The 15,744-nt window shown below is 58.1% G+C and carries 11 protein-coding genes; 3 read left to right on the forward strand and 8 right to left on the reverse strand.

Annotation, left to right across the window (positions count from 1 at the left end; genetic code table 11):
- Positions 1-145 precede the first annotated feature (145 nt).
- The 7 genes from mraY to mraZ are packed head-to-tail and all read right to left on the reverse strand — an operon-like array spanning position 146 to position 7,807.
- Entirely contained in the window at positions 146-1,228 is a 1,083-nt protein-coding gene (gene mraY / locus ACR0B3_RS07310; protein ID WP_480808485.1) for a phospho-N-acetylmuramoyl-pentapeptide-transferase, read from the reverse strand.
- A 34-nt stretch (positions 1,229-1,262) separates the two neighbouring features.
- Positions 1,263-2,657 (reverse strand): UDP-N-acetylmuramoyl-tripeptide--D-alanyl-D-alanine ligase, encoded by a 1,395-nt coding sequence (locus tag ACR0B3_RS07315; RefSeq protein WP_480808486.1) that lies wholly within the window; start codon positions 2,655-2,657, stop codon positions 1,263-1,265.
- On the reverse strand, positions 2,654-4,135 hold the full coding sequence (locus tag ACR0B3_RS07320; protein WP_480808487.1) for a UDP-N-acetylmuramoyl-L-alanyl-D-glutamate--2,6-diaminopimelate ligase: 1,482 nt from the start codon (positions 4,133-4,135) through the stop codon (positions 2,654-2,656). The genes ACR0B3_RS07315 and ACR0B3_RS07320 overlap by 4 nt, the downstream gene beginning before the upstream one ends.
- Positions 4,136-4,157: 22 nt before the next feature.
- The gene (locus tag ACR0B3_RS07325; protein ID WP_170683215.1) at positions 4,158-5,945 is read right to left on the reverse strand and encodes a peptidoglycan D,D-transpeptidase FtsI family protein; all 1,788 of its coding nucleotides are present in this window, start codon (positions 5,943-5,945) and stop codon (positions 4,158-4,160) included.
- Entirely contained in the window at positions 5,942-6,310 is a 369-nt protein-coding gene (gene ftsL / locus ACR0B3_RS07330; RefSeq protein ID WP_170683216.1) for a cell division protein FtsL, read from the reverse strand. Before ftsL ends, ACR0B3_RS07325 begins: the two co-directional genes overlap by 4 nt.
- Positions 6,307-7,299, reverse strand: a complete 993-nt coding sequence (gene rsmH, locus ACR0B3_RS07335; protein ID WP_480808488.1) for a 16S rRNA (cytosine(1402)-N(4))-methyltransferase RsmH — start codon at positions 7,297-7,299, stop codon at positions 6,307-6,309. Before rsmH ends, ftsL begins: the two co-directional genes overlap by 4 nt.
- A gap of 4 nt (positions 7,300-7,303) precedes the next feature.
- Positions 7,304-7,807: a division/cell wall cluster transcriptional repressor MraZ gene (gene mraZ, locus ACR0B3_RS07340; RefSeq protein WP_170683217.1), complete on the reverse strand. Its 504-nt coding sequence runs from the start codon at positions 7,805-7,807 to the stop codon at positions 7,304-7,306.
- A gap of 903 nt (positions 7,808-8,710) precedes the next feature.
- On the opposite strand from mraZ, the gene ACR0B3_RS07345 reads away from it, so the two are divergent.
- Together ACR0B3_RS07345 and ACR0B3_RS07350 are read left to right on the forward strand one after the other, a co-directional pair.
- Positions 8,711-8,935: a DUF1127 domain-containing protein gene (locus ACR0B3_RS07345; protein ID WP_480808489.1), complete on the forward strand. Its 225-nt coding sequence runs from the start codon at positions 8,711-8,713 to the stop codon at positions 8,933-8,935.
- A 376-nt stretch (positions 8,936-9,311) separates the two neighbouring features.
- Positions 9,312-9,602 (forward strand): DUF1330 domain-containing protein, encoded by a 291-nt coding sequence (locus ACR0B3_RS07350; protein WP_480808490.1) that lies wholly within the window; start codon positions 9,312-9,314, stop codon positions 9,600-9,602.
- 3 nt (positions 9,603-9,605) lie between these two features.
- On the opposite strand, the gene ACR0B3_RS07355 is transcribed toward ACR0B3_RS07350, so the two are convergent.
- Complete coding sequence (locus ACR0B3_RS07355; protein ID WP_480808491.1) at positions 9,606-12,002, reverse strand: ATP-dependent helicase; 2,397 nt, start codon at positions 12,000-12,002, stop codon at positions 9,606-9,608.
- A 293-nt stretch (positions 12,003-12,295) separates the two neighbouring features.
- On the opposite strand from ACR0B3_RS07355, the gene ACR0B3_RS07360 reads away from it, so the two are divergent.
- Positions 12,296-15,733, forward strand: coding sequence for a pyruvate carboxylase (locus ACR0B3_RS07360; protein WP_480808492.1), 3,438 nt, complete (start codon positions 12,296-12,298; stop codon positions 15,731-15,733).
- Positions 15,734-15,744: the final 11 nt, after the last annotated feature.

Raw genomic sequence — 15,744 nt, forward strand, 5'->3', positions numbered from 1 at the left:
CGCCACCTTCTTTGATCAGAATTTCGCGCCACACTGCACCGAAGGATTTCCCAAAGGCAAGGGCGTGTTCAGGCTCGCGCGGCAGCGCGAGCCGGGCCCAACGGGTGGCAGGCGGGCCGCAGGCCCTCCGAACCCGGCGGGAGCGTTACCGAACTTTCAGCGTCGCCAACCCGATCATCGCGAGGATCAGCGAGATGATCCAGAAACGGATCACGATGGTGGGTTCCGCCCAACCCTTTTTCTCATAATGGTGGTGGATTGGGGCCATCAGAAACACGCGCTTGCCGGTGCGTTTGAAGTACAGAACCTGAATGATCACGCTCAGCGCCTCGACCACAAACAACCCCCCTACGACGGCCAGCACCAACTCGTGTTTCGTGGCAACGGCGATCGCGCCCAGTGCTCCTCCCAGCGCAAGTGATCCGGTGTCCCCCATGAAGACCGCCGCCGGAGGCGCGTTGTACCACAGAAATCCCAAGCCGGCGCCGAACAGCGCCGAGGTAAAAATAAATATCTCACCGGTGCCGGGTACGTAGTGCACGTCTAGGTATTCGGTAAAGTCGACCCGCCCCACCGCATAGGCAATAACGCCCAGCGTCGAAGCCGCGATCATCGCTGGCATGATGGCCAACCCGTCCAGACCGTCTGTCAGGTTTACCGCATTGGCGGCCCCTACGATCACAATCACCGCAAATGGGATGTAAAACAAACCAAGATTGATCAGGGTATCCTTAAACACAGGAAGAGCGAGCTGATTTTGCAAGTCCGCAGGGTGGTGCAGTCCCGCCCAAAGCGACGCCAATACGGCAATCAACACACCCAGCGCCAACCGCGTCTTGCTCGAGACCCCCTTTGTATTTTGTTTCGATACTTTGGCATAATCATCGGCAAAACCAATTGCGGCGTATGCCAGCGTTACGAACAACACCATCCAAACATAAGGATTGTCCAATCGTGCCCAGATAAGGGTCGAGGTCACAAGCGCACCTACGATCAAGAGCCCGCCCATCGTAGGGGTTCCAGCTTTGGACAGATGCGCCTCGGGGCCGTCATCGCGGATCGGTTGGCCTTTGCCCTGTTTGCGGCGCAGCACGTTGATCAGCGGCTTTCCGAACAGAAAGCCAAAGATCAGAGCTGTCAGAAAGGCTCCGCCTGCCCGAAACGTGATATAGCGGAAGAGGTTCCAAAAATCCCCTCCATCCGACAGGGCGGTTAACCAATAGAGCATACCAAAACCTTTCTCACACGGACATCATGGGCGCTTACGGCTCAAGCGCGCCCCATTGCCCCATTTTCCGCAGACCGTCAACAATCTGCGCCAACGCCATGCTGAGCGAACCCTTGGCCAGCACCGCATCGCCATCGCGAATCAGATCGGGCAGATGCTCTGTCATCTCGGCGCTCGTCTCAGTCCAGAGCCCGCGCTTTTCTGTCGGCAGCGCCTGATGCAGCGCTTTCATCAGCGGACCAATACAATGCACCTTATGGACTTGAGACATCGAGGCGACTTGGGCCATTGCAGCGTGCATCTCATGCTCTTGTGCGCCCAGTTCTTTCATGTCGCCCAGAAACGCGATCTTGCGCTTGCCATTCGAAGCAGCCAGCACATCCAAAGCTGCCTCCATTGAAGTCGGGTTGGCGTTGTAACTGTCGTCCAGCAGCTCGATCTGAGCTCCACTCGGCAGCGCAATCACCTCGCGCACCCCGCGTCCTTTTACGGGGGTCCAACGGCGCAGGCCTGCGATGGCTTGATCCAAATCGACGCCAAGTTCGACACAGGCAGCCAAAGCTCCCAACCCGTTCATGGCGAAATGCTTGCCCGCAGACTGAACATCGAAAGAAATATCGCGATCGGCGACCCGGCCCTGCGCTCGCAGGCTGTCTGGGCCTTGGTCTACATGTATCAATGTATAGTCATTGGCCGTACTGCCAAACTCGACGATTTTGACGCCCTTGGCCTGCGCGCGACTGTGCAGAATACCCGAATGCTCGATATCCGCGTTCACGATCGCCGTTCCACCTTCGGTCAGACCGTCAAAGATCGCGGCCTTTTCGTGGGCGATGCCAGCGACCGAGTCGAAAGCTTCGAGGTGCACCGCAGCCACTGTGGTCACCAGCGCTACATGCGGCTGGGCCTGACGGGCCAATGGAGCGATCTCGCCCGGATGGTTCATGCCGATTTCAATGACGGCGAACTCGGCATCGGCGGGCATCCGCGCCAGTGTCAGCGGCACTCCCCAATGGTTATTGTAGCTGGCGACGCTGGCGTGGGTTTTACCTTGGGATTCCAGAATGCTGGCCAGCATTTCTTTGGTCGATGTCTTGCCGACGCTGCCAGTTACCCCCACCACGCGCGCCGCCGTCCGGGCGCGGGCGGCCTGCCCCAACGCCTCAAGCGCGGATTGCACGTCTTCGACGATCAAAAGCGGCGCATCCTTAGGCAGGCCGTCAGGGATACGCGACACCAGAGCGGCACCCGCGCCCTGTTCCAGTGCTTGCGCGACAAAATCATGGCCGTCACGGGCGGCTTTGAGAGCCACAAACAGATCTCCGGGCCGCAATGTGCGGGTGTCGATGGAAACGCCGTTCACCTGCCAGTCGCTTGTTGCAAGACCGTTGGTGGCCTCGGCCGCCTCGGCTGCGGTCCAGAGCGTCATGCGACCCTCCCGTCCAAAGCAGCGACTGAGATACTGGCCTGTTCGGCATCATCGAATGGTAGCACCTGATCACCGACGATCTGGCCGGTTTCATGGCCCTTGCCAGCAATCAAAAGCGCATCACCGGGTTGTAGCGCATCAATACCGCGCAGGATCGCCTCGGCCCGGTCACCAACTTCAGTGGCTTCCGGTGCGCCGAGCATGACTGCAGCGCGAATGGCAGCCGGATCTTCGCTGCGTGGGTTGTCATCGGTGATAAAGACCACATCGGCGTTTTCTGCTGCCGCCTGCCCCATGAGCGGGCGTTTCGTGGCGTCGCGGTCACCGCCCGCGCCGACGATAGCGATCAGTCGGCCCATGACGTGAGGGCGCATTGCTTTCAGCGCGGTGGCGACGGCATCCGGCGTATGGGCATAATCGACAAAGACCGCTGCACCATTGTCGCGCGTGGCGGCTAGCTGCATGCGGCCTCGAACCGTCGTCAGGTGCGGTAGGGTTTCGAAAACGCGGTCGGGGTCTTCCCCGGCGGCGATCACAAGGCCACAGGCCAGCAAGACGTTTTCGCCCTGAAACCCGCCGATCAGGTTCAGGCGGGTTTGGTGGGGCTTGCCCTTCCAGGCAAAACGCAGGTCCTGCCCGGTTGCATCAAAGCGTTGATTTAAAAGACATAGATCTGCACCTTCGGGTCCTACGGTGACAACATTCTGCCCACGCGCTTCCGCGATCTTGCGTACCTCGGCCCCTTTGGGATCGCTGAGGTTAATCACCGCGACCCCATCCTCGGGCAGTACCCGATCAAACAATCCAGCTTTGGCGGCAAAATACGCTTCGAACGTGGCGTGATAGTCCAGATGGTCCTGCGTGAAGTTCGAAAATCCGGCGGCGGCCAGATGCACCCCGTCCAGACGGCGTTGTTCGAGCCCGTGGGATGAGGCCTCCATCGCCGCATGAGTCACTCCATTCTTGGCAGCTTCGGCAAGACAGCGGTGGAGCGTGATCGGTTCGGGCGTGGTATGAGCCAGCGGGGCGGTCCATGCGCCCTCAACCCCGGTGGTGCCCAGATTGACTGCGGCCAGATCAAGTTCGCTCCAGATTTGGCGTACGAAACTGGCCACGGACGTTTTACCGTTGGTGCCCGTGACCGCCACAATTGTCTTCGGTTGTGCGCCGAACCATAGCGCGGCTGCACCCGCAAGCGCTTGGCGCGGGTCTTCGGTGACGATCAGAGCGGCATCAGAGGTCGCCAATTCTTCGGCGGCAATTTCCGCCCCTTCAGCATCCGTCAGGATGGCAGCGGCGCCCATGCGCAGCGCGAATTGGATGAACTCGCCACCATGGACACGGGTGCCGGGAAGGGCCGCGAAGAGAAAGCCGTCTTTCACCTCGCGGCTATCGACAGCCAGACCGGTGATGTCGGGATTAGCCCCACCCCGTGCGGTCAGGGCCAGTTCGCTGAGTTTCTTTGACTGATCACCCATGCCCCACCTTTCGCCGGACAGCCTAATTTGAGGTCAGCGTTATAGCAGCGCGCGCCTCAGGCTCAAGCCGTGGTCTTAGGCCCAAGAGTGGTGCCACGCGTCCTATCAGTTCGGCTGCAACAGGGACAGCCGTCCAACCTGCGGTACGGCGCTTTTCGCCGTAAGCCACGATGGATGGCTCATCCAACGTGACAATCAATACGTACTTTGGATCGTATGCCGGGAAGATCGTAGCAAAGGTAGCGATGACTTTGTCTTCATAGTACCCACCACGCGGCTTGGGCTTATCGGCGGTGCCAGTCTTGCCAGCCACGTCATACCCTTTGACATCACCAAAGCTTGCGGTGCCGTCGGTCACCACCCGGCGCAGCATGTTCTGCGCTTGCTCTGCAGTGCTTTCTGACATCACGCGAGGGCCGTATTGCGGACCGTTGCGGCGCAGGATTGTTGGGCTGACGTAGTGCCCACCGTTTGCAATCGCCGCGTAACCCGCTGCCAGATGCATCGGGCTGGTCGATAGACCATGACCGTAAGAGATCGTGACGGTGCTTAGCTCACCCCATTTCTTGGGCTTGAGCGGTTGCCCACCCTTGGCCTCGACAATTTCAAATGGGGTTGGATCGAACATTCCCAGAGCGTTCAGGAAATCCTGCTGCCGCTGGCCACCGATCTGCAAAGCCAGCCGACCGGTGCCCCGGTTCGAGCTATGTACGATGACGTCGGCAACACTGATCTCGCCATAGTTCTTTCCGTTGAACTCCCCAATCGGGAATCGACCGATCTTCATCGGGCCTGAGGTATCGATGATCGTGTTGGAATTCACCAGCCCAAGCTGCACGGCCTGCGCGGCGGTGAAGATTTTGAACACCGAACCCAACTCATATACGCCCTGGACGTAGCGGTTGAACAATGGGCTGTCCGAAGGATCAAAGCCCGAAGTTGGCGGGCGTGGGCGGTCATTGGGATCGAAAGACGGCAGAGAGGCAGCGGATACCACCTCTCCCGTATGCGCATTCATCAGAACCGCCGATGCACCTTTGGCGTTCATTATCTTCATGCCGCCGTACAGCACCTGTTCAACAGCCGCCTGAACGGTCAGGTCCAGCGATAGTTGCAGCGGCTTATTACCGTTAGCCGGATCGCGCAGATAATCGTCGAACTGCTTCTCGACACCTGCAACACCAATCACCTCGGCGGCGCTGACGCCTTCACGGCCAAAACCCGAGCCACCCAGAATATGTGCAGCTAACTGACCATTCGGATAGAGCCGCATTTCACGCGGGCCAAACAGAATGCCCGGATCGCCGATGTCGTGAACGGCCTGCTTCTGTTCAGGCGAGATGCGCTTTTTGATCCAAAGGAACTTGCGCTTTCCGGTGAAGTCCTTAACCAGACGTTCTTTTTCCAGATCTGGGAAGATCGCAACCAGTTGATCGGCGGCGGCAATCGGGTCGATCATCAGCGGCGGCTGAGCGTAGACGGAATAGGTGTCCAGATTGGTCGCCAGAATCCGCCCTTCGCGGTCGACGATATTCGCGCGCTGCATCGCGATCGATGCCCCCGGCGCACTGGCCAGCGGCTCCTGCGCCTCAGACGTCGCCAGAACGCCCATGCGAAACCCCACGACCGAGAAAGCGCAAAAGAAAAACAGCCCCAGTACCAGCAACCGGCCCTCGGCGCGAGCGCGGGCGCGATCCTTCATGTCCTCGTGGCGTTTGCGGATGTTTTCGCGCTCGATCACTTTGGGGTTTTCACCTTTAGCGCGGGCATCGAGGATACGAGCCAGAGGTCGGAGCGGCGTGCGTGTCATGGAACCTGCACCTCGATCAGAGCCTGAACATCGGTGATATCTTGCACTTCAAGCGGGTCCACGATCGGCAGATCCGGGTCTTCGCCGTAAGAAATCTGATCGGCGCGGCCAAACTGCTCAGCCCGCAGCGGCAACAGGCCAAGACGTTCGAAATTCAAATCTGCAAGCTCACGCAGACGATCTGGGCGGTTCAGATAAGCCCATTCGGCATTCAGCACCGCTAGCCGCGCCTGCGCCATGCCGATCTGACCTTGCAACGATTGCGTCTCCTTCAGTACCTGCTGGGTTCGGTAGTTCTCCTGATACGCCCAAAGCGCCAAACCGAACACGGAAAGGGCCGTCAACACATACAAAATACTCTTCATCTTGCCCTTCCCCCCAGTTGCGGCATGCCGATGGCGCGGGCCTCAATTTCCCCCGCCGGGGCATCCGTTCTGACCGCGACGCGCAATTTGGCCGAGCGCGCACGCGGATTTTCCTGCAACTCCTGATCATCTGGCCCCACAGCCTTGCGGGTCTTGAGCGTGAATTGCGGCTGATTCTGCGCCACTTCCGGCGCATAGCGGTTGGCGCGTCCGGTTTTGCCCGCGCGTGATTGAAAGAACCGCTTTACCATCCGATCTTCGATGGAATGAAAGGTGACAACAGCCAGTTGCCCACCGGGTTTCAAAGCTCGCTCGGCCGCCATAAGGCCCTGAAACAGCTCTTCATATTCTGCGTTCACCGCGATGCGCAGGCCCTGAAAGCTGCGCGTCGCCGGATGCGACTGACCCGGTTTTGGGCGCGGCAGGCAGGATTCAATAATCTCAGCCAGATGCAGCGTTGTAGTGATCGCTTTGTCGGCCCGTGTTTTGACGATGGCCTTGGCGATACGTCGACTGGCGCGCTCTTCCCCGAAATGAAACAGGATATCAGCCAGTTGCTCTTCGGTCGCCGTATTGACCAGATCGGCGGCGCTTTCGCCCTCCTGGCTCATACGCATGTCCAGTGGGCCATCTTTCATGAAAGAAAAGCCCCGCTCGGCCTGATCCAACTGCATGGATGAGACACCAAGGTCCAGCACGACCCCGTCCAGATCCTGCGCATATTCATCCATGCGAGAAAAAACGCCCTGCTGCATCACCAGCCGGTTACGATATTCACCGGCCCAATCTGCGGCCATCTCAAAGGCCAGTGGATCGCGATCCACGCCAATGACCTTCTCGGCTCCGGCCTCAAGCAGGCCGCGGGTATAGCCGCCTGCACCAAATGTCCCGTCTAACCAGTTCCCGGACACAGGCGCCACAGCGGCCAACAATGGGCGCAGTAGAACAGGGATGTGAGGTTTATCCGATGAAGTCTGAGCGCCGGCCATGCCGTCACCCATCCCCGATGCCGTCGAGATACTGCATCGGATCGAAATCCTCGGGCAGATCGTCGAGCCATTCCTCGGTCGTGGCCAGTTCTTCGGCCTCGTAGGTCTCGGGCTTCCAAATCTGGAATGTATCACCGGCGGCGATAAAGAACGCTTCGTTATCAAGGTCGATTTTGGTGCGTAACTTGGCAGGCAGCACCAGACGGCCGGTTTCGTCCACATTGGTCGGGAAGGACTGACCATGGAACATCCGCTGCAGCATCCGCCGCTGCATCGAACCACGAGGCAGCGCATCGATCTTGGCGTCAACCTCGTCGATTGCTTCCATGGTATAACATTCAAGGTATTTGCGGCGGTGGTCGCCATAGACAATCACAAGCTCCGGATTGTCACCAGGCTGCCAATTGGGATCGGACGCTTCAAGCACACGGCGAAACGAGGCCGGGATCGAGACCCTGCCCTTCGTATCCACCTTATGGTGGCTTTCACCTCTAAACCTGCGCGCCAAGACGACTGTCCCTTTCGCTTGCGCCCCACCTCAAAATTCACGTTCTCCCCCCGGATGAAAAACGGCGGGTTGATCTGCTGCCACTGATCAACCCGCCGCATTGACCCGCTGTGCGGGATGTCCAGCTGCGCGCGCCACCTGGGGGGATGTCTGCTCGCCCGCGCGCCGGATCTGTTGAGTGATGAAAGCGAGATGCCTGTATGAAACCTGTTTTTATATTTTTGGTTCGGGGTCATTTATCGCCCCTTAACTGTCCTCGCCCTCATCGGGTAAGTAAGGGATGCCATGGGAATTCATGGAAATCAATAGGAAATTTATGCAGAAGGAAATATCTGCAGCCCCCAATGATCGTAAGAATGACCTAATTTCGAACGCTAGATACCATAAATAGGGCTGAGTTCAGATCTCAACACCATATATGCCAACATATTTAATGCGAATTATTATCCCACGAATTCCCAATAATTTTTCATAGAAGCACAAAAGTTTCGGAATCAACCAGAAAAGCTTCACAATGAACGGCGAATCGAGTGCCCTCACGGCGCCATTCCCGCAACTGGCCCATGCATTCCCATATCGTGACAATTGGATCAGCAAGACAGTTGACGCGTCCGTGACGTTTCTCAACCGCGATCATTTTTCGCCAAAATAAACGCCAATTCAGCCCAAGAGTTGAGCACCATGATCCGATGCCCTCCGCAAGACGGATCGCGGTCCAATTATGAAAACCTATATTTTGAAGGTAATTATTGGGGCAAACCAAATTATCGCGACAATCCATGCATTTGCTGCATAGCAGCATTGACAACGTGAGCTATTGTGCAATCGCAGCATTCACCTATTTTCAGTCTCAAGCAAACGCCGGATGTTACCGGAAACAGCAAGAATGAACGGATGATGAAAATGGCAGTCGCAAGCACACAAACAGCTCTGAAAGGCGCACCAGCATTTGGCGTCGCGGCATTGGTTGAAACTGTAAAAACTCGCTTTGCACGCTATCGCCTATACCGCCAGACCGTCAACGAGTTGTCAGCCCTGTCCAATCGCGAACTGGCAGATCTGGGCCTGCATCGCTCGATGATCCGCCAACTGGCACTGCAAGCCGTTGGAGATAAATTCGCGCAGTAAGCGCGGCACGAAACACCGAGATCAGGTCCATCCTCCTCCCTTTTGGACCTGTATTTCAGCGGCAGCGTCTCTCCTCCTCCCTGACGTTGCCGCATCTAATACCGGCCATGACAGCCGGAACCTGATACATCGGGGCTCTCCTCCTCCCTGCCTCGATGTTGAAAGCGCGCGGCGACGTCACTCTCCTCCCAGACGTCGCCGCGTCTTCCTCATACCGGGATCAATCCCGGGTTCGAATACATCAGGGCTCTCCTCCTCCCTGCCTTGGTGTAGAAAAGAACGGCGGTTCCCTTCCTCCTCCCTGGGAACCGCCGTTTTTCGTTTTTGGCGCACAAGATGTAAGCTGGAGTGGCGTACGACTTTTCAGGAGCATCCCATGGCCGCTTATTTCATCGCCCAAATTTCCATTCATGACCCGGATGGGTACCAGAAGTATCTGGAAGGCTTTATGCCGATCTTTGACCGGCATGGCGGGCGCTTGCTGACGGTATCCTCAAAACCCGTCGAAGTGATCGAAGGCAGCTGGGTAGAAGACGGGATTGTCCTGATGGAGTTTCCGGACATGGCCGCCGCCAAAGCCTGGAAAGACGATCCCGACTATGTCGAGCTGGCAAAGATCAGGCAACAAACGGCAACGGCTAATCTGGTGCTGGTCGAGGGGTTGTAGGCGTTAGAACGGTACGTCGCCCTTAGCGGACAGAAAGCGCGAAACCACTTTCTTCGTGCCCGCCTTGTCAAAATCGACCTCAACCTTGTCGCCCTCGATGCCGATCACCGCGCCATAGCCGAACTTCTGATGAAATACGCGCTCACCCAGTGTAAAGCTGGCGACAGCGGTCGCATCGATCACCGTATTGCGGCTCTCCTTGGGTTGAGACATGCCATATTGACCCTGCCGCGCCTGCATCCGCTTCCAGCCCGGAGAATTATAAACATTCGCCTCAGCCGCACGGGTTTCAATGCCCGCAGTTTGCTGCCCCCCGCCGTAGAGACCCGGAGGCGTCAGCACCTCCACATGATCTTCGGGCAATTCATCGATGAATCGGGATGGCATCGAGTTCTGCCACTGCCCGAAAACTCGCCGATTGGCTGCGAAAGAGATCGTACAGACCTCTTCAGCGCGGGTGATGCCCACATATGCCAGCCGCCGTTCTTCTTCGAGCCCCTTGATCCCCGATTCGTCCATTGACCGCTGTGAGGGGAACAAACCGTCCTCCCACCCAGGCAGGAACACGGCAGGAAATTCCAGCCCCTTGGCTGCGTGTAGGGTCATGATCGAGACTTTGGCCCCAACGCTGTCCTGCTCATTGTCCATCACCAGACTGACATGTTCCAGAAATCCTTGCAGGTTTTCGAAATTGTCCAATTGGTTGACCAGTTCTTTGAGGTTTTCCAATCGTCCCGGCGCTTCGGGCGTCTTTTCGTTCTGCCAATGCGCGGTATAGCCGGATTCGTCCAAGACGATCTGCGCCAGCTCGATATGCGTATGCTCGGGCGCGCCGTATCGGATCGGTGAAACACCGTCATCGATCACCGTATCATCGTCCACCTCGATCCGAGGCCCACGCGTCATTGCATTCCACCGCGCCAACCCGTCGATCAGTTCGCGCAGCGCCTTGCCACCCTTGCCTTTGATAAGGCCGTTCTCAACCGCGATCCGCGCCCCTTCGACCAGAGATACGCCGTTCTCGCGCGCGACTACCTGAATCGTCTGCTGAGCCTTGTCGCCAAGGCCGCGTTTGGGTGTGTTCACGATCCGCTCGAAGGCCAGATCATCCTCGGGGCTGACCACCAGTCGGAAATAGGCCATGGCATCGCGAATCTCCATCCGCTCATAGAACCGAGGGCCACCGATCACTTTGTAAGGCAGACCAATCGTCAGGAAACGATCCTCAAACGCCCGCATCTGGTGCGAGGCGCGCACGAGGATCGCCATCTCATCAAGGTTCATAGGCCGCACACCGCGTGTGCCAGCCTGCATCGCGTCGATTTCCTCGCCGATCCATCGCGCTTCTTCCTCGCCATCCCAATGGCCGATCAGACGGACCTTTTCGCCCTCTTGGCGGTCGGTCCAGAGCTCCTTGCCCAAGCGGCTTTCGTTGCCTCGAATGACATTAGACGCAGCAGCCAAGATGTGCGGGGTCGAGCGGTAGTTCTGTTCCAGCCGGACTACGAGAGCACCCGGAAAGTCCTTTTCGAAGCGCAGGATGTTGCCCACCTCGGCACCGCGCCAGCCATAGATCGACTGATCGTCATCTCCAACGCAGCAGATATTCTTGTGCCCCCCAGCCAACAGACGCAGCCAGAGGTATTGGGCGACGTTTGTGTCCTGATATTCGTCTACAAGAATATAGCGGAACCAGCGCTGGTATTGCTCCAATACGTCCGGGTGGGTCTGGAAAATCGTGACCATGTGCAGCAGCAGGTCCCCGAAATCCACCGCGTTCAGCTCGCGCAGACGGCTTTGGTATTGGGCGTAAAGCTCAATACCTTTGTGATTATAGGCTCCTGCATCTACCGCGGGCACCTTGTCGGGCGTCAGGGCGCGGTTTTTCCAATCGTCAATAATCCCCGCCAGCATCCGAGCGGGCCAGCGCTTGTCATCTATATTTGCGGCCTGAGTAAGTTGTTTGAGCAGCCGCTTCTGATCATCTGTATCCAGAATAGTAAAATTCGACTTCAACCCCACAAGTTCCGCATGGCGGCGCAAAAGCTTGACACAGATTGCGTGGAACGTACCCAGCCAAGGCATCCCCTCGGCGGGTCGGCCCAGCATGCGCCCAACGCGTTCTTTCATCTCGCGCGCGGCCTTGTTGGTGAAGGTCACCGCTAGAATCTCATTCTCGCGCACCCGATGGGTTCTGAGCAGATGGGTGATCCGCGCGGTCAACGCCTTGGTTTTACCTGTGCCCGCGCCTGCTAGCATCAGCACCGGACCATCCAGTCTTTCAACTGCTTCGCGCTGCGCCGGGTTGAGATCATTTAGGTACTCTGCCGAGGCCGCAGGCATAGCCCGCGCCGAAAGCGATGCGCCCTCGAAGGCGTCCATTTCGTCAAAACTGCTCATGCCGGTAAACTACGCCGGATGGGCGCGGAGGGAAAGGGTTTGTTCACGGCTTGTTCGCCTGGATTCAACAGAATCACCATATCCCTGCTCTGAGCACGGTCTGATCGGCTAAACGGCTCAAACTGACATTCCTCGGCAGGGATTGATGCCGCAATGCGGCATATGTATTAAGAATGCGCAAATGGGCGGCGTTTGCGAGCGTTAACATGCCGGTTCTACCCAGAACTACAGATATACGTCCCCGTATTGTCCGCCTATGCACAAGGCCACAGCTATAAAGACCGGGACCTGAAATGACAGACTTCAAGAAAATCCTGATCGCCAACCGCGGCGAGATTGCCATCCGCGTGATGCGCGCAGCCAACGAGATGGGCAAACGCACCGTCGCGGTCTTCGCCGAGGAAGACAAGTTGGGCCTGCACCGTTTCAAAGCGGATGAAGCCTATCGAATTGGCGAAGGATTGGGACCGGTCGCGGCCTATCTTTCGATTGATGAAATCATTCGCGTGGCCAAGGAAAGCGGCGCGGATGCGATCCATCCCGGTTATGGCCTGCTGTCCGAGAACCCCGATTTTGTGGATGCCTGTGTTCAGAACGGCATCACCTTTATTGGCCCCAAGGCCGAAACCATGCGCGCTCTGGGCGATAAGGCCAGTGCCCGGAAAGTGGCGATTGCCGCCGACGTCCCTGTTATCCCGGCGACCGAGGTTCTGGGTGACGACATGGTGGCCATCAAGAAAGAGGCCGCCGAGATCGGTTATCCGCTGATGCTCAAAGCCAGCTGGGGCGGCGGTGGGCGCGGCATGCGCCCAATCCTGACCGAGGATGAGCTGGAAGAGAAGGTGCTGGAAGGCCGCCGCGAGGCCGAAGCCGCCTTTGGTAATGGCGAAGGGTATCTTGAAAAGATGATCACCCGCGCGCGTCACGTTGAAGTGCAGATTCTGGGCGACAAGCACGGTGAGATTTATCATCTTTTTGAACGCGACTGCTCGGTCCAACGTCGCAATCAGAAGGTCGTGGAACGCGCCCCTGCCCCGTACTTAACCGAAGAACAGCGCGCTGAGATTTGCGAGCTGGGCCGCCGTATCTGCGCCCATGTGAATTACGAATGTGCCGGTACTGTTGAATTCCTGATGGATATGAACACAGGCAAGTTCTACTTCATCGAGGTGAACCCACGCGTGCAGGTGGAACACACCGTCACCGAAGAAGTCACCGGCATTGACATCGTGCAGGCGCAAATACTGATTGCCGAAGGCAAGACGCTGGCCGAGGCCACCGGCAAAGCCAGCCAGAACGAGATTCGCCTGAACGGCCACGCCTTGCAGACCCGTGTGACCACCGAAGACCCGCTGAACAACTTTATCCCTGACTATGGCCGCATCACCGCCTATCGCTCAGCCACAGGCATGGGCATTCGTCTGGATGGCGGCACCGCTTATGCGGGCGGGGTGATTACCCGGTATTATGACTCGCTTCTGACTAAGGTCACCGCTTGGGCTCCGACGCCTGAAAAGGCGATCGCCCGGATGGATCGCGCTCTGCGAGAGTTCCGTGTGCGGGGTGTGTCGACTAACATCGCATTTGTAGAGAACCTGCTGAAGCATCCGACCTTCTTGTCGAATGAATACACCACCAAGTTTATCGACGAGACGCAGGACCTGTTCCAGTTCAAAAAGCGTCGCGACCGCGGCACCAAAGTTCTGAATTACATCGCCGACATTACTGTGAACGGGCATCCTGAAACCAAGGACCGCCCGATGCCGCGCCCCGATCTGAAAGAGGCGCGTCCGCCTGCGTTGAAGGCCGAACCCCAGATGGGCACCCGCAATCTGTTGGAGCAGAAGGGCCCGCAGGCCGTGGCTGACTGGATGAAAGCACAGCGCCAATTGTTGATCACCGATACCACCATGCGGGATGGGCACCAGTCGCTGCTGGCAACGCGGATGCGGTCGATCGACATGATCAAGGTTGCACCGAGTTATGCGGCGAACCTGCCGCAGCTGTTCTCGGTTGAATGCTGGGGGGGCGCGACCTTCGACGTGGCTTACCGCTTCCTGCAGGAATGCCCATGGCAGCGCCTGCGCGATCTGCGCGAGGCGATGCCCAACCTGATGACCCAGATGCTGCTGCGCGGGGCGAACGGTGTGGGCTACACCAACTACCCCGACAACGTGGTGCAAGAGTTCGTGCGTCAGGCCTCGACAGGCATCGACGTATTCCGCGTCTTCGACTCTTTGAACTGGGTCGAGAACATGCGCGTCGCTATGGATGCCGTCATCGAAAACGGCAAGATCTGTGAAGGCACCGTTTGCTATACCGGTGATATTCTGGACCCCGACCGCTCGAAGTACGACCTGAAATACTATGTTGGCATGGCAAAAGAGCTGCGCGATGCAGGCGCGCATGTGCTGGGTCTGAAAGACATGGCGGGTTTGCTGAAGCCAGCCTCGGCCCGTATCTTGATCCGTGCGTTGAAGGAAGAGGTCGGTCTGCCGATCCACTTCCACACGCACGACACCGCAGGCATCGCCAGTGCGACCATTCTGGCCGCGTCCGAGGCAGGTGTGGATGCGGTGGATTGCGCGATGGATGCGTTTTCGGGCAACACCTCTCAGGCGACACTTGGCACAGTGGTCGAGGCACTGCGCCATACCGAGCGTGACACCGGGCTGGACATCAAAGCGATCCGCGAGATCAGCGATTACTTTGAGGCCGTGCGCGGCCAATATGCGGCCTTCGAGTCCGGCCTGCAGGCCCCCGCCTCCGAGGTTTATCTGCATGAGATGCCAGGGGGACAGTTCACTAACCTCAAGGCGCAGGCGCGTAGTTTGGGCTTGGAAGAGCGTTGGCACGAGGTCGCTCAGATGTATGCCGATGTGAACCAGATGTTCGGCGACATCGTCAAGGTGACGCCATCGTCGAAGGTGGTCGGTGATATGGCGCTGATGATGGTCAGCCAAGGCCTGAGCCGCGATGATGTGGAAAATCCGGGCACGGATGTGGCCTTCCCCGACTCGGTGATCGACATGATGCGTGGCAATCTGGGCCAACCTCCGGGCGGGTTCCCGGATACGATCATCCAGAAAGTGCTCAAGGATGAGGCCCCCAACACCGAACGCCCCGGTAAACATGTCGAAGCAGTCGATCTGGAGGCGACGCGTGCCGATCTGTCGAAACAGCTGGACGGGAAAGAAATCGATGACGAGGACCTGAACGGATACCTGATGTATCCCAAAGTGTTCCTGGATTACATGGGCCGCCATCGCACCTATGGCCCGGTCCGTACCTTGCCGACGCGTACCTTCTTTTACGGGATGGAGCCGGGCGAAGAGATCACGGCCGAGATCGACCCCGGCAAGACGCTGGAAATCCGGTGCCAGGCGATTGGTGAAACGGACGAGAACGGCGAAGTGCGCGTGTTCTTCGAACTCAACGGTCAGCCCCGCGTAATCCGGGTACCGAACCGGCTGGTCAAAGCCACAACCGCTCAGCGGCCCAAGGCCGAGGTTGGAAACCCCAACCATATCGGCGCACCAATGCCGGGGGTTGTGGCGACTGTAGCCGCCGTCACGGGCCATGAGGTCAAGGAAGGCGATCTGCTGTTGACGATCGAGGCCATGAAGATGGAAACCGGCATCCATGCCGAGCGCGACGCGGTGGTTAAGGCCGTCCACGTCCAGCCGGGTGGCCAGATTGACGCCAAGGACCTGCTGGTCGAACTGGAATAACCGGTTTAGCC

Source organism: Ruegeria sp. CE9 (genome assembly GCF_056537425.1).

What these genes read in the sequence shown, in the direction of transcription:
- mraY (WP_480808485.1), bottom strand. Translation starts at nt 1,228, where the DNA reads ATGCTCTATTGGTTAACCGCCCTGTCGGATGGAGGGGATTTTTGGAAC.
- ACR0B3_RS07315 (WP_480808486.1), bottom strand. Translation starts at nt 2,657, where the DNA reads ATGACGCTCTGGACCGCAGCCGAGGCGGCCGAGGCCACCAACGGTCTT.
- ACR0B3_RS07320 (WP_480808487.1), bottom strand. Translation starts at nt 4,135, where the DNA reads ATGGGTGATCAGTCAAAGAAACTCAGCGAACTGGCCCTGACCGCACGG.
- ACR0B3_RS07325 (WP_170683215.1), bottom strand. Translation starts at nt 5,945, where the DNA reads ATGACACGCACGCCGCTCCGACCTCTGGCTCGTATCCTCGATGCCCGC.
- ftsL (WP_170683216.1), bottom strand. Translation starts at nt 6,310, where the DNA reads ATGAAGAGTATTTTGTATGTGTTGACGGCCCTTTCCGTGTTCGGTTTG.
- rsmH (WP_480808488.1), bottom strand. Translation starts at nt 7,299, where the DNA reads ATGGCCGGCGCTCAGACTTCATCGGATAAACCTCACATCCCTGTTCTA.
- ACR0B3_RS07345 (WP_480808489.1), top strand. Translation starts at nt 8,711, where the DNA reads ATGGCAGTCGCAAGCACACAAACAGCTCTGAAAGGCGCACCAGCATTT.
- ACR0B3_RS07350 (WP_480808490.1), top strand. Translation starts at nt 9,312, where the DNA reads ATGGCCGCTTATTTCATCGCCCAAATTTCCATTCATGACCCGGATGGG.
- ACR0B3_RS07355 (WP_480808491.1), bottom strand. Translation starts at nt 12,002, where the DNA reads ATGAGCAGTTTTGACGAAATGGACGCCTTCGAGGGCGCATCGCTTTCG.
- ACR0B3_RS07360 (WP_480808492.1), top strand. Translation starts at nt 12,296, where the DNA reads ATGACAGACTTCAAGAAAATCCTGATCGCCAACCGCGGCGAGATTGCC.